This window comes from Rhodoplanes roseus (genome assembly GCF_003258865.1).
Classification (GTDB): Bacteria; Pseudomonadota; Alphaproteobacteria; order Rhizobiales; family Xanthobacteraceae; genus Rhodoplanes; species Rhodoplanes roseus.
On the sequence record NZ_NPEX01000075.1, the window covers coordinates 1 to 13,357 of the forward strand.

Consider the following 13,357-nt stretch of genomic DNA (forward strand, 5'->3'; position numbering starts at 1 on the left):
CGGCGTATCCTTGGGAGCGCCGGCGCGGTCGTGTCGGGTGGCGGTCACGCCGCCTTGTGGGTGCCGGCGCCGACGATGTCGAAACGGTCGGCGTTCATCACCTTGGTCCAGGCGGCGACGAAGTCCTTCACGAACTTCTCCTGCGCGTCGGCGCAGGCATAGACCTCGGCGAAGGCGCGGAGCTGCGAGTGCGCCCCGAAGATCAGGTCGACGCGCGTGCCCGTCCACCGCAGCTCGCCGGTCTTGCGGTCGCGGCCGTCGTAGACGCCCTCGGTCGCCGATGGCGACCATACGGTGCGCATGTCGAGCAGGTTGGTGAAGAAGTCGGTGGTGAGCTTCTCCGGACGGTCGGTGAGCACGCCATGGGTCGTGTGGTTGGCATTGGTGCCGAGCACCCGCAGCCCGCCGAGCAGCACGGTCATCTCCGGGCCCGTGAGGTTCAGCAGATGCGCGCGATCGACCAGGGCCTCCTCGGGCGCCATGAACTGCTTGCGCTTGCCGATGAAGTTGCGGAAGCCGTCGGCGCGCGGCTCCAGCACCTTGAACGACTCGATGTCGGTCTGGTCCTCGGCGGCGTCCATGCGGCCCGGCGTGAACGGCACCGTCACGGTGACGCCCGCATCCTTGGCGGCCTTCTCGACCGCGGCCGAGCCGGCCAGCACGATCAGGTCGGCGAGCGAGACCTTCTTGCCGTCGGTCCGGCCGCCGTCGAACGCCGCCCGGATCCCTTCGAGCGTCGACAGCACCTTGGCGAGATCGGCCGGGTTGTTGACCTCCCAGTCCTTCTGGGGGGCGAAGCGGATGCGCGCGCCGTTGGCGCCGCCCCGCTTGTCGGAGCTGCGGAACGTCGAGGCCGAGGCCCAGGCGGCCGAGACGAGCTGCGACACCGAGAGGCCGGAGGCGAGGATCTTCGCCTTCAGGTCGGCGATGTCCTGGTGGCCGACGAGCTCGTGGTCGACCGGCGGGATCGGGTCCTGCCAGATCAGCACCTCGCTCGGGACCTCGGGGCCGAGATAGCGCACGCGCGGGCCCATGTCGCGATGGGTGAGCTTGAACCAGGCCCGGGCGAAGGCGTCGGCGAACTGCTCCGGGTTCTGGTGGAAACGCCGCGAGATCGGCTCGTAGATCGGGTCGAAGCGCAGCGACAGGTCCGTCGTCAGCATGGTCGGCACGCGCTTCTTCGACGGGTCGAACGGGTCCGGCACGTCCGGCGTCGCGTTCTTGGCCCGCCACTGGAAGGCCCCGGCCGGGCTCTTCTCCAGCTCCCAGTCGTGGTTGAACAGGTTGTCGAAGAAGTGATTGCTCCACTGCGTCGGCGTCTGCGACCAGATCACCTCCGGGCCGCCCGTGATGGCGTCGGCGCCGACGCCGGTGCCGAACTTGCTCTTCCAGCCGAGGCCCTGGTCCTCGATGGCGGCACCTTCCGGATCGGGTCCGAGCAGCGAGGGGTCGCCGGCGCCGTGGGTCTTGCCGAGCGTGTGGCCGCCGGCGATCAGCGCGACCGTCTCCTCGTCGTTCATCGCCATGCGGGCGAAGGTCTCGCGAATGTCCTTCGCCGCCGCCAGCGGATCGGGCTTGCCGTTCGGGCCTTCCGGATTGACGTAGATGAGGCCCATCTGCACCGCGGCGAGCGGCTCCTCGAGCTGACGCTCACCGGAGTAGCGCGAGTCGCCGAGCCAGGACCCCTCCGGACCCCAATAGAGCTCCTCGGGCTCCCACACGTCCTTGCGGCCGCCGGCGAAGCCGAAGGTCTTGAAGCCCATCGACTCGAGCGCGACGTTGCCGGCCAGCACCATCAGGTCGGCCCACGAGATCTTGCGGCCGTATTTCTGCTTGATCGGCCACAGCAGCCGGCGGGCCTTGTCGAGGCTCGCATTGTCGGGCCAGGAGTTGAGCGGCGCGAAGCGCTGCTGCCCGGCCCCGGCGCCGCCGCGGCCATCCATGATGCGGTAGGTGCCGGCGCTGTGCCAGGCCATGCGGATCATCAGGCCGCCGTAGTGGCCCCAGTCGGCCGGCCACCACTCCTGCGAGTCCGTCATCAGCGCGTGGAGGTCCTTCTTCACGGCTGCGAGGTCGAGCGTGGCGAACTCCGCGGCGTAGTCGAACGACTCGCCCATAGGGTCGGACTTCTTGGAGTTGTTGTGCAGCACACTGACGTCGAGCTGCTCCGGCCACCAGTCACGGTTCCGGTGCCCGCGGCTGCCTCCGGAAAACGGGCACTTGCCCTCGCCCTTGTCGTCTGTCTTCGCGTCCATCTGTCTGCTCCCGGGGGGTGGGCTGTCGCTCGCGTCGCGTTCGGCAGGCGACGTCGAGCCAGGGGACCATGGGCCCTTCTTTCGATCAGGTCTAATCGTATTGCTTTACCATGTCGATCAGGATAACTTATCGCCATGATCACGCTGAAGCAGCTTCGATATTTCGGGGCCGTCGCGCGGCATCGGCATTTCGGCCGCGCCGCGGCGGAGTGCGCCGTCAGCCAGCCGGCCCTCTCGATGCAGATCCGCGAGCTGGAGGCGCGGCTCGGGGTCGAGCTGGTGGAGCGTCGCCCCGGTGACGTCACGCTGACGCCGGTGGGGGACGAGGTCGCCCGCCGCGCCGAGGATCTGCTGGCCGCCGTGCGGGATCTGGAGGACTTCGCCTGCCACCAGGCGGGGCCGCTCTCCGGGCGGCTGCGGCTCGGGGTGATCCCGACGCTCGCGCCCTATGTGCTGCCGAAAATCCTGCCGGCCCTGCAGCAGCATCATCCGGCGCTGGCCGTCGAGCTGCGCGAGACCCAGACGCGCCATCTCGTCGACGAGCTCGCTCGCGGCCTCGTCGACGTGGTGATGCTGGCGCTGCCGGTCGAGCAGCCCGAGATCGAGACGCTGCCGCTGTTCGAGGACCCGTTCGTGCTCGCCGTGCCGGCGGACGATCCGCGTCCCGTGAAGACCCGGATCGCGGCGCGGGCCATCGCCCAGGAGCGACTGATCCTGCTGGAGGAGGGGCATTGCCTGCGCGACCAGGCGCTCGCGGTCTGCTCCACCGCGCGGAGCGGGACCGGGCAGGACGCCGGCGGCCTCGGCGCGACCAGCCTCGCCACCGTGGTTCAGCTCGTCTCCTCGGGCTACGGATCCACCTTGCTGCCGCAGGTCGCGGCCGCGGTCGAATCCGAGAATCCGCGCATCAAGCTGCTGCGCTTCGCGGACCCGGAGCCGGGCCGCACCATCGCGCTGGCGTTCCGCCGCACCTCGCCCCGCAAGGCGGATTATTCCGTGCTCGCCCGCCGAATCGTCGAGGCGCTCGGGATGTCGGCCGAGGCTGCGGCGTGCGAGGCCGCCGTCCGGAGAAGTGCCGTGCGGGCCGGCCGGATCGCGTAACCGCCGGTCACTGGCCGGGGAGGGCGGACGGGTGCGCGGCGAGCGGCGTCACCGCGATCGTCATGTAGGGGTAGAGCGGCAGGTCCTGCAGGATCTGGTGCAGCTCGTCGTTCCCCGACACGTCGAAGATCGAGTAGTTGCTGTATTGGCCGACGACGCGCCAGATGTGGCGCCAGCGGCCGTCACGCTGCAGACCCAGCGCGTATTCTTTTTCGCGCGCCTTGATGCGGGAGAACTCCTCCTCCGGCATGTCGCGCGGCGGCGTCACGTCCATGCGGACCAGGTAGAGCATCGGCCTTCTCCCATGCGAGGTGGTGACGGTCTCAGGCGTGCGTGTCACGTCGAGCCTGCTAGCAATTTCGCAGGACTGTTTCAATGACCGGCTCCTTCGAAGCGGTCCGTTCGTGACGAACACATTCTTCAGGGATCCGAGACAGTCGTGATTACTTCGAAACAATCGGAGGATCGAAGTAGTCTCGCGGAAGATGCGTTGACAGCGCGGTCCCGTGTCAAATAGAGACCTCGGACGGCACCGACCGGAGCGGGTCGATCGATTTCATGCTCCGCGGTCGGATCGCCGCCCCGGCGCGGGTCTGGTGATTTTGGAAACGCCACGTGCCGTCGTTCGCCTGTCCTCGATCGTCAACGCCTGAGGGTGCCTCATGACTCTGCTCAAGCGCCTGTCCCTGATCGTCGCCGCCGCGATCGTCGTCGCGTCTCCCGCCGCGCGGGCCCAGGAGTTTCCGTCCGGTCAGATGCGGCTGATCGTGCCGTTCGCGGCGGGCGGCGCGGCCGACATCATCGGTCGCAGCATCGCCGAGAAGCTCGGGGCGTTGTACGGCAAGACGATCATCGTCGAGAACATGCCGGGCGCCGGGTCGAATCTCGGCGTCACGGCGGCGGTCAGGGCGCAGCCCGACGGGCTCACGCTGGTGCTCGCGTCCGTGGCGGTCGCCGCGAACGTGTCGCTCTTCAAGTCGCTGCCGTTCGATCCGACGAAGGATCTGGCACCGCTCACCCTCGCCCTCGAGACGCCCAATGTGGTGATCGTGCCGGCGGGCTCCGACATCAAGACCGTTCAGGATCTGATCGCTCATGTGAAGAAGACGCCGTCGAGCTACGCGTCGGCGGGGGTGGGCTCGTCGCTGCATCTGGCGGCCGAGCTGTTCAAGCAGCAGGCCGGCGTCGACATCACGCACGTGCCGTATCGTGGCAGCAGCCCGGCGCTGACGGATCTGATCACCGGACGCATCGACGTGATGTTCGACAACGCCTCGACGGCTCTGCCGCAGGTGCAGGGCGGCAAGGTCCGCGCCATCGCGGTGACCACCAAGGCCCGCATCGACCAGCTCCCCGACGTGCCGACCGTCGCCGAGAGCGGCCTTCCGGGCTACGAGATGAGCAACTGGTGGGCCCTGTACGTGACCGCCAAGACGCCCCCCGCCATTGCCGCCAAGCTCTCCGCGGATCTGCGCAAGGTGCTCGCCGATCCGGATCTCAAGAAGCGCTTCGACGAGGTGAGCGGCCGCATTGTCGCCTCAAGCGCCGAGGAGCTCGGCGCGCACACGGCGCGCGAGGTGAAGAAATGGGATCAGGTCGTCGAATCCGCCGGAATTCGCGCCAGCCAGTGAGCGGCTCGACTCTCGCGAGGCAGGACGGCACGATCGGGTGAGCACCATGGATCTCGGCGACCTGCGGACGTTCGTGGCGGTGGCGGAGGAGCGGCATTTCGGCCGCGCCGCCGAGCGTCTCGGCATCTCACTCGCGCAGGTGTCGCAGCGCGTGCGACGCCTGGAGGATGCGCTGAAGGCGGAGCTTCTGTTCCGCACCACCCGCTCCGTGTCGGTCACGCGGGCCGGCGAGGAGCTCCTGGCCGAGGGCCGGTCGCTGCTGGCGCTGGTCACCCGGGTCGAGGAGCAGGTCCGGCAGTTCGGCGCCGGGAAGGACGGCATCCTGCGCCTCGGCGCGGTCGGCTCAGTGAGCCACACGCTGCTACCGCGCATCGTCCGGACCGTGGAGCGGACGATGCCGGGCGTGAAGCTGAAGATCACGGCCGGCATGTTCACCTCGGCCCAGGAGCGGGCGCTGCGCGAGCGCGAGATCGACGTCGCGCTGCTGCGGCTGCCGGTGCGGCTCGCCGGCCTGGCGTATCGGATCGTCGGGCGCGACCCGCTGGTCCTGGTGCTCGCGTCCGATCATCCGCTCGCGGCTCGTGATCAGGTCCGGGTCGAGGATCTGTGCGACGAGGCGTTCGTGACATTTCCGGAGTCGTCCGGCTCGGTCGTGCGCGACGCGGTGCTGACGCAGTGCGCGCGCGCCGGCTTCATCCCCAACAGCCTGGTCGAGGTCGGCGACACGGGCACGCTGCTCGGGCTGGTCGCGGCGGGGCTCGGCGTGGCGCTGGTGCCGCGGTCGGCCCAGAGCCTGACGCGCTCCGGAGTTCGGTTCGTCGACCTCGGCGTGACCGAGAACATCGACATCGCGCTCGCATGGCTGCCGCAGAGCGGTTCGGCTCTCGTCCGTCAGGTGCTCACCGCGCTGGAGCAGGACGACCTGTTCCTCGGCGCGACGCGATACTCCGAGAGCGACACATGAAGATCACCAAGATCGAAGCGATTCCGTTCGCGATCCCGTACACGCACCCCCTCAAGTTCGCCTCGGGGGAGGCGCATGTGGCCGAGCACGTGCTGGTCCGCATCCACGGCGAGGACGGGATCGTCGGTCACGCCGAGGCGCCGCCGCGACCCTACACCTACGGCGAGACGCAGGCCGGCATCAAAGCCGTGATCGAGACGATCTTCGCCCCCCAGATCGTCGGTCTCGACGTGTTCGATCGCGAGAAGATCCACGCCCGGCTGAACCGCACGGTGGGCAACCCCTGCGCCAAGGGCGCGGTCGACATCGCGGTCTGGGACATCGTCGGCAAGGTGCTCGGACGGCCCGTGACGACGCTGCTGGGCGGCTACACGGATCGCATGCGGGTCAGCCACATGGTGGGCTTCGACGATCCGGCCAGGACGGTGGAGATCGCGCAGCGGTTCAAGGAGACGTACGGAATCACGACCTTCAAGATCAAGGTCGGCCGGCGTCCCTACACGCTCGACGTCGATGTCTGCCGCGCATTGCGGGCGCATCTCGGCGACACGGTCGATCTCTACATCGACGGAAACCGCGGCTGGACGGCGGCCGAGGCGGCCCGCGCCCTGAAGGCCATGGAGGATCTCGACCTGCTGATGGCCGAGGAGCTCAACCCGGCCGACGACGTGCTCGGACGCCGCTGGCTGGTCGGTCGAGCCAGAATCCCGTTCTACGCGGACGAGTCCGTGTCGCGTCCGGCCGAGGTGGTGCGCGAGCTGCTCGACGGCGGCGCGACCGCGATCTCGATCAAGACGGCGCGGACCGGCTTCACCTATTCGCAGCGCGTCCACTTCCTGTGCGAGTCGCTCGGCATCGAGAACTACATCGGCAACCAGATCGACGGACAGGTCGGGACGATGGCGTCGCTGGTGTTCGGGGCCGCCTACAAGGGCACGGCCGAGCGGGCCGGCGAGCTGTCGAACTTTCTGGACATGAGCGACGATCTCCTGGCCGAGCCGCTGCGCATCGAGCGGGGCGAGCTGACGGTGCGCGACCTGCCCGGCACCGGCGTGGTCATCGACGAGGACAAGCTGTCCCGATACCGTTGCGACACATGAGGGCGTCGCGGGACGTAGCGGGGTTCGGCGCTCACTCTGCGGCGGCCGCCGGTGTCTCGTGGTCCTGGTCCGGCGCGACCGTCTCGGGTGGGGCGCAGCCGGTGTCGCAGCAGCGGCCGGGCTGCTTGGAGACGCGCCGGCCTTCGTCGGCGACGCCGCGATCGATCAGCGCGGCGACCAGCGCGGCCTTCTCTCCCACCGGATAGTTGCGCCAGATTTCCCGCTTCATCGCCTCCGGCGAGCCGCCGCCGTGCAGCGAGATCACCGAGGTCCAGCCGGCCTGGTGCGAGACGGTGAGGTCCTCGATCAGGCGCGACACGGCGAGCCGCTGCGCCGCCGGGATGTCGGGGCGGCCGCCCAGCACGGCGGCGAGCGAGGCCGCCGTCTCCGGATTGTGGTCCTCGTCGGGGCCAGGCAGCGCGACGATCAGGCCGCCCGAAACCTGATGGGCGATCCGGTGCATGTCGTAGATCTTGGTCGCGAGCAGCAGCTTGCCGATGTTGGAGTAGACCGCGTCCGGCATCACGCTGGCATGGTCCTGCACGCAGTGGACCGAGGCGGCGACGCCACAGGCGTAAAAGCTCTCGGTGATGGTGATCAGCTCGACCATGGCGTCGCGGATGTGGCCGTGGCGGTCGGGGTCGAGGCCGTTCGCCTCGATCATCAGCGCGCCGGCGCCGATCAGCAGATCGCCGAAGCCCGCCCGCGCGCCGATGCAGGAATGCCGGTGGTGCGTCGCATAGGACGTGGTGAGAAAGCCGCCTTCTTCCGTCTCGCCGGCCAGGAACACGCGGTCGTGCGGCACGAACACGTCGTCGAAGATCACCACCCCGGTGGACTGTCCGTAGGTGCCCGTGAAGGTCGCGGCCTTCTCGCCGGGACGGCCGGCGGGGCGGGCCACGATGGTGACGCCCGGTGCGTCGACCGGCACGGCGCAGCACACCGCGAAGGCCGCATCCTCGGCCGTGTGGGTGCGGCACGGCATCACCAAAAACTCGTGCATGTAGGGCGCGCCGGTGACGATCGCCTTGGTGCCGCGGATGACGATGCCGTCGGGCCGGCGCTCGCTGACGTGGACATAGACGTCGGGATTGACCTGCCGGCCCGGCCGCGCCGAGCGGTCGCCCTTGGCGTCCGTCATGGCGATGCCGAGAGTGAGGTCGCGGTCCTGGACGTCGTGCAGATAGGCGAGGAAACGCTGGGCGTAGTCGGTGCCGTGGGCGTCGTCGGTGCGCCGCGTCGCCTGGAAGATCGCGCTCAGCGCGTCGTGAGCGAGATAGCGCTGGGCGCAGCCGGAGGCGCGGCAGACCAGCCGAACGGCCTCGAGCTTGGCGAGCAGGTCGGCGGAGGTCTCGTCGATGTGCAGCATGCGGTTCACGGTCTTGCCGGACGTGCCCTGCCGGGCCGTCATCAGCCGCTCGTGCGCGGGTACGTGCGCGTAGTCGTAGGTGATGCCGATCGCATTGAGGCCCGGCGCCAGCCGCGGCTCGTCGGCGACGCTCTCGACCGCCGTGCCGTCGACGAACACGCGCGGCTTGTAGGCGCGAAGCGAGTCGCGGTACTCCGCGGCCGTCATCAGCATGGGCGTTCCTCCACGATCGTTGTTGTTGGACGTGATCAGACCGCCGTCATGGCCGGGCTCGTCATGGTCATCCACGTCTTTGTCCCAGTATCGAAGACGTGGATGCCCGGCACAAGGCCGGGGCATGACGGCGCCGGGGGGACGGCCCGCGGGTCTTCGTCGCCGCGCAGAAGGTCCCCGAAACGCAAACAGGGCGGCCCGAGGGCCGCCCTGCATGCAAACGTCCAAGCGGAGGTGCGAGATTACTCGCCGGCCTCGCGGCCTTCGCCGCCCTCGGCCTTCTGCTTGGCCTCGAGGTCCTCGCCGGTCTCCTGGTCGACCACCCGCATCGACAGGCGGACCTTGCCGCGCTCGTCGAAGCCGAGCAGCTTCACCTTCACCTTGTCGCCTTCCTTGACGACCTCGTTGACCTTCTGGACCCGGCGCGAGGCGAGCTGGCTGATGTGGACCAGGCCGTCCTTGGAGCCGAAGAAGTTCACGAAGGCGCCGAAGTCCATCACCTTGACGACCGTGCCCTCGTAGATCTGGCCGACCTCGGGCTCCGAGGCGATCGATTTGATCCAGTTGATGGCCGCGCGGATCGACTCGCCGTTGGCCGAGGCGACCTTGACGGTGCCGTCGTCCTGGATGTCGATCTTGGCGCCGGTCTTCTCGACGATCTCGCGGATCACCTTGCCGCCCGAGCCGATCACCTCGCGGATCTTGTCCACGGGAATCGAGAACATCTCGATGCGCGGGGCGTGCTCGCCGAGCTGGGCGCGGGCCGAGGTCAGCGCCTTCGACATCTCGCCGAGGATGTGCAGACGGCCGTCCTTCGCCTGGCTGAGGGCGACCCGCATGATCTCCTCGGTGATGCCGGCGATCTTGATGTCCATCTGCAGCGAGGTGACGCCCTTCTCGGTGCCGGCCACCTTGAAGTCCATGTCGCCGAGATGGTCCTCGTCGCCGAGGATGTCGGTGAGCACCGCGAAGCGCTCGCCCTCGAGGATCAGGCCCATGGCGATGCCGGCGGTCGGCGAGCGCAGCGGCACGCCGGCGTCCATCAGCGCGAGCGAGGTGCCGCACACGGTCGCCATCGACGACGAGCCGTTCGACTCGGTGATCTCCGAGACGACCCGGATCGTGTAGGGGAACTCGTGCTTGAGCGGCAGCATCGGCCGGATGGCGCGCCAGGCGAGCTTGCCGTGGCCGATCTCGCGGCGGCCCGGCGAGCCGATGCGGCCCGTCTCGCCGACCGAGAAGGGCGGGAAGTTGTAATGCAGCATGAAGGTCTCTTTGTAGGTCCCTTCGAGCGCATCGATGAACTGCTCGTCCTCGCCGGTGCCGAGCGTCGCCACCACGATCGCCTGGGTCTCGCCGCGGGTGAACAGCGCCGAGCCGTGGGTGCGGGGCAGCACCCCGACCTCGGCCTCGATCGGACGCACCGTCTTCACGTCACGGCCGTCGATGCGGCGGCCGGTGTCGAGGATGTTCCAGCGGACGATCTTGGCCTCGAGCTCCTTGAACACGCCCTTGACGCGAAGCTCGTCCCAGCGCGGCGTCTGGCCCTCGGGGAAGAAGTGAGCCTTCATCTTCGCCTTGGCGGCGTCGACGGCCTTGTAGCGCTCCTGCTTGTGCGGGATCGCGTAGGCGGCCCGGAGATCCTGCTCGACGACGGAGAGCATCTCCTTCTCGATCTCGGAATTGTCCTGGGTGACCAGGTCGCGCGGCTCCTTGGCGCACTTCTCGGCGAGCTGGATGATCGCCTCGATGACCGGCTGGAAGTGGCGGTGGCCGAACATCACGGCGCCGAGCATCACCTCCTCGGGGAGCTCCTTCGCCTCGGATTCGACCATCAGCACGGCGTCCTGGGTGCCGGCCACGACGAGGTCGAGCTGGCTCTCGGTCATCTCGTCGAGCTGCGGGTTGAGGACGAACTCGCCGTTGATGAAGCTGACGCGGGCGGCGCCGACCGGGCCCATGAAGGGAATGCCCGAGATGGTCAGCGCGGCCGAGGCCGCCACCATGGCGACGATGTCGGGATCGTTCTCCAGGTCGTGCGACATGGTCGTCACGATCACCTGGGTGTCGTTGCGCCAGCCGTCGGCGAACAGCGGGCGAATCGGTCGGTCGATCAGGCGGGAGGTCAGCGTCTCCTTCTCGCTCGGCCGGCCTTCGCGCTTGAAGAAGCCGCCGGGGATGCGGCCCGCCGCGTAGGTCTTCTCCTGGTAGTTGACGGTCAGCGGCATGAAGTCGATGCCGGGGCGGGGGGTCTTCTCGGCCACCACGGTGGCCAGGACCGTGGTCTCGCCGTAGGTGGCGAGAACCGCGCCGTCCGCCTGACGGGCGATGCGGCCGGTTTCCAGCACGAGCTTGCGGCCGGCCCAGTCGATCTCCACGCTATGCTTTTCGAACATGTTGGTCTTCTCTCATGGTTTCGGGGATGCCTCGGACAGCCATGAGCAAGACGGCGAGACGCTGCCGCGCGCGTTTCACACGCGACCCGCGACAGCGTCCGGCGATCCTGCCATGGCGATCTCCAGCGTTCGCCGGGCCGTCCGGCCCGGCTCGGTCGGCGGCGTGTGCCACCGCATACGGCGCGGCGCGTCGGACCCGTCTGGTCCCGCCGCCGGAGCGCCACTCCGACCGAATTCGCTGCGCTCCGGACCTTTCGGTCGCCTCTCGTCCGCGGCCCGTCTCGGGGCCGGTCGTCCCGGCGCGGCGGCGGGCGCCGCGCCTCGTCGTCGTGCGGGCCGGAGCCCGCTGGCGGATGTGGTCCCGCCGTGCGGGGCCGCGTCCGCCCGGGTCGCTCAGCGACGGATGCCGAGCTTCTCGATGATGCTCTTGTAGCGGCTTTCCTCGGTTCGCTTCAGGTAGTCGAGCAGCTGACGCCGCTGCGACACCAGCTTGAGGAGGCCGCGCCGGGAGTGGTTGTCCTTCACGTGGGACTTGAAGTGCTCGGTCAGGTTCGTGATGCGCTCGGAGAGGATCGCGATCTGCACCTCCGGCGAACCCGTGTCGCCGGCCTTCGTACCAAACGAATTGATCAGCTCGGCCTTGCGGCCCGTCGTGATCGACATCGGTCAAACACCTTGCTGTCGGCCGGCTCTGCCATGCAGGCCGGCGAGGTTGAACACGCGCTTGGGGACGATCTCGCCACGGTCCATGTCGGCAAGGGCCAGCAATTGACCGGCCACGGTGACATAAACCGTACCGCGGACGATGGGGGCGTCCCGCCCGCGCACCAGGACGGCTTGGCCCCGTTGGAGCCTTGCCGCATCCGCCCGACTGACGGCCAGCGCCGGGATGTCGTCCAGCGCGGTCGAGACAGGCAGAAGTGCATCGGCGAGGTTGCCCTCGCCAACCGCCGCTCTATCGCACACCGCCTGCAAGTCCGCCAGAGGAATCATGTCCTCACGGGCGAACGGGCCGACGGCGGTGCGTCGCAATTCCGAGACGTGGCCGCGGCAGCCGAGCAGGCGGCCCATGTCGCGGGCGATCGCCCGGACATAGGTGCCCTTGCCGCATTCGGCCGCGAACACGGCGTGATCGCTGTCCGGGGTGGCGATCAGGTCGAGCCGGTGGATCTCCACGGGCCGCGCCTTGAGGTCGACGGTCTCGCCGTCGCGGGCGATGTCGTAGGCGCGCTCGCCCTCGATCTTGATCGCCGAGTATTTGGGCGGCACCTGCTCGATCGTGCCGGTGAATTGCGGCAGCAGAGCCTGGATCGCCTCCGGGGCGGGGCGCTCGGCGCTCTCGGCGACGACCCGGCCTTCGGCGTCGTCGGTGTCGCGCTCCTCGCCCCAGCGCACCGTGAACTCGTAGCGCTTGCGGCCGTCCATCACGAACATGACGGTCTTGGTCGCCTCGCCCAGCGCGATCGGCAGGCAGCCGGAGGCGAGCGGGTCGAGCGTGCCGGCATGGCCGGCGCGCTTGGCCGAGAACAGGCGCTTGGCGATCGAGACCGCATGGGTCGAGGTCATGCCGACCGGCTTGTCGAGCACCAGCCAGCCGTGGACGTCGCGCTTGTCCCGCTTTCTCTGCTCGCCGCGGTGACGCCGCGGACCGCGCTCGGACGGGCCGCGGACCGCGGCCTCGGGCGCTGACGGTGCCTCGGCCGAGGCGTCGGCCACCAGGGCCGGATCGGCGCCGGCCGTGGTCGGCTCGGCCTCGTCGACCGGGGCGGTGACCGCCGAAGGAGTGGCGTGCGGAGAGCTATTCATCGACATTCTCGTTGTTCTTGTCGTCCAGATCCCGCTTCACGGCGGGCGAGCGCAGCAGGCCGTCGATGCGGGCGGCCTCGGCGAAGCGCTCGTCGATGCGGAAGCGGATGTCGGGCGCGTATTTCAGGCTCACCCGGTGGGCGATCTCGCCGCGCAGGAAGCGCTTGTTGCGCTCCAGCGCCTCCAGCACGGCCTTCTCGTCCTGGCCGCCGAGCGGCATGACGTAGATGGTCGCGAGCCGGAGATCGGGGCTCATGCGCACCTCGGGGACCGTGATCAGATGGGTCTCGAGCACCGGATCGTGCACGTCGCCTCGTGAAAACACCTCGGCCACCGCGTGGCGGACCAGCTCCCCGGCCCGCAGGGCGCGCTGGGACGGTCCGGCGGCGCCGGAGTCGCGGTGATGTCCGCGCGACATGTCGACCTCTGTTCGTGGGCGGCGCCCGCAATGGCGTCCGCGTCGGTCCGAAGACTCGGAAAAAATCCGCCTGCAGCGGTACGACCGGGTGCCCCGCCGAGGCG

Annotated in this window: 11 protein-coding genes; 4 read left to right on the forward strand and 7 right to left on the reverse strand. The window is 69.1% G+C overall.

Going from position 1 to position 13,357, the window contains the following annotated elements:
• Positions 1–44: 44 nt before the first annotated feature.
• Positions 45–2,255: a catalase/peroxidase HPI gene (katG, locus tag CH341_RS12970; RefSeq protein ID WP_111419447.1), complete on the reverse strand. Its 2,211-nt coding sequence runs from the start codon at positions 2,253–2,255 to the stop codon at positions 45–47.
• Between the two features lie 135 nt (positions 2,256–2,390).
• Between katG and CH341_RS12975 the strand changes: the two genes are divergently transcribed.
• Complete coding sequence (locus CH341_RS12975) at positions 2,391–3,356, forward strand: hydrogen peroxide-inducible genes activator (RefSeq protein ID WP_111419448.1); 966 nt, start codon at positions 2,391–2,393, stop codon at positions 3,354–3,356.
• A 7-nt stretch (positions 3,357–3,363) separates the two neighbouring features.
• Here CH341_RS12975 and catC read toward each other — a convergent pair whose 3' ends face one another.
• Positions 3,364–3,648: a muconolactone Delta-isomerase gene (catC, locus tag CH341_RS12980; protein WP_111419449.1), complete on the reverse strand. Its 285-nt coding sequence runs from the start codon at positions 3,646–3,648 to the stop codon at positions 3,364–3,366.
• 370 nt (positions 3,649–4,018) lie between these two features.
• Between catC and CH341_RS12985 the strand changes: the two genes are divergently transcribed.
• From CH341_RS12985 to CH341_RS12995, 3 genes are read left to right on the forward strand one after another with little or no spacing between them, the layout of a single operon-like run.
• Positions 4,019–4,987, forward strand: coding sequence for a Bug family tripartite tricarboxylate transporter substrate binding protein (locus tag CH341_RS12985; RefSeq protein WP_111419450.1), 969 nt, complete (start codon positions 4,019–4,021; stop codon positions 4,985–4,987).
• 46 nt (positions 4,988–5,033) lie between these two features.
• Positions 5,034–5,951, forward strand: coding sequence for a LysR family transcriptional regulator (locus CH341_RS12990; RefSeq protein WP_111419451.1), 918 nt, complete (start codon positions 5,034–5,036; stop codon positions 5,949–5,951).
• Positions 5,948–7,051 (forward strand): mandelate racemase/muconate lactonizing enzyme family protein, encoded by a 1,104-nt coding sequence (locus tag CH341_RS12995; protein WP_111419452.1) that lies wholly within the window; start codon positions 5,948–5,950, stop codon positions 7,049–7,051. Before CH341_RS12990 ends, CH341_RS12995 begins: the two co-directional genes overlap by 4 nt.
• Positions 7,052–7,082: 31 nt before the next feature.
• On the opposite strand, the gene CH341_RS13000 is transcribed toward CH341_RS12995, so the two are convergent.
• The 5 genes from CH341_RS13000 to rbfA form a co-directional block, all read right to left on the reverse strand.
• Positions 7,083–8,708, reverse strand: a complete 1,626-nt coding sequence (locus CH341_RS13000) for a 4-hydroxyphenylacetate 3-hydroxylase family protein (protein WP_245431028.1) — start codon at positions 8,706–8,708, stop codon at positions 7,083–7,085.
• A 167-nt stretch (positions 8,709–8,875) separates the two neighbouring features.
• Complete coding sequence (pnp, locus tag CH341_RS13005) at positions 8,876–11,029, reverse strand: polyribonucleotide nucleotidyltransferase (RefSeq protein ID WP_111419454.1); 2,154 nt, start codon at positions 11,027–11,029, stop codon at positions 8,876–8,878.
• A 393-nt stretch (positions 11,030–11,422) separates the two neighbouring features.
• Complete coding sequence (gene rpsO / locus CH341_RS13010; RefSeq protein ID WP_111419455.1) at positions 11,423–11,692, reverse strand: 30S ribosomal protein S15; 270 nt, start codon at positions 11,690–11,692, stop codon at positions 11,423–11,425.
• Between the two features lie 3 nt (positions 11,693–11,695).
• On the reverse strand, positions 11,696–12,835 hold the full coding sequence (truB, locus tag CH341_RS13015; RefSeq protein WP_111419456.1) for a tRNA pseudouridine(55) synthase TruB: 1,140 nt from the start codon (positions 12,833–12,835) through the stop codon (positions 11,696–11,698).
• Positions 12,828–13,253: a 30S ribosome-binding factor RbfA gene (gene rbfA, locus CH341_RS13020; protein WP_111419457.1), complete on the reverse strand. Its 426-nt coding sequence runs from the start codon at positions 13,251–13,253 to the stop codon at positions 12,828–12,830. The genes truB and rbfA overlap by 8 nt, the downstream gene beginning before the upstream one ends.
• Positions 13,254–13,357 lie beyond the last annotated feature (104 nt).

Coding starts and splice junctions, on each gene's coding strand:
- CH341_RS12995 (WP_111419452.1), top strand. CDS start 5,948: ATGAAGATCACCAAGATCGAAGCGATTCCGTTCGCGATCCCGTACACG.
- CH341_RS12985 (WP_111419450.1), top strand. CDS start 4,019: ATGACTCTGCTCAAGCGCCTGTCCCTGATCGTCGCCGCCGCGATCGTC.
- katG (WP_111419447.1), bottom strand. CDS start 2,255: ATGGACGCGAAGACAGACGACAAGGGCGAGGGCAAGTGCCCGTTTTCC.
- truB (WP_111419456.1), bottom strand. CDS start 12,835: ATGAATAGCTCTCCGCACGCCACTCCTTCGGCGGTCACCGCCCCGGTC.
- CH341_RS12975 (WP_111419448.1), top strand. CDS start 2,391: ATGATCACGCTGAAGCAGCTTCGATATTTCGGGGCCGTCGCGCGGCAT.
- rpsO (WP_111419455.1), bottom strand. CDS start 11,692: ATGTCGATCACGACGGGCCGCAAGGCCGAGCTGATCAATTCGTTTGGT.
- rbfA (WP_111419457.1), bottom strand. CDS start 13,253: ATGTCGCGCGGACATCACCGCGACTCCGGCGCCGCCGGACCGTCCCAG.
- pnp (WP_111419454.1), bottom strand. CDS start 11,029: ATGTTCGAAAAGCATAGCGTGGAGATCGACTGGGCCGGCCGCAAGCTC.
- CH341_RS12990 (WP_111419451.1), top strand. CDS start 5,034: ATGGATCTCGGCGACCTGCGGACGTTCGTGGCGGTGGCGGAGGAGCGG.
- catC (WP_111419449.1), bottom strand. CDS start 3,648: ATGCTCTACCTGGTCCGCATGGACGTGACGCCGCCGCGCGACATGCCG.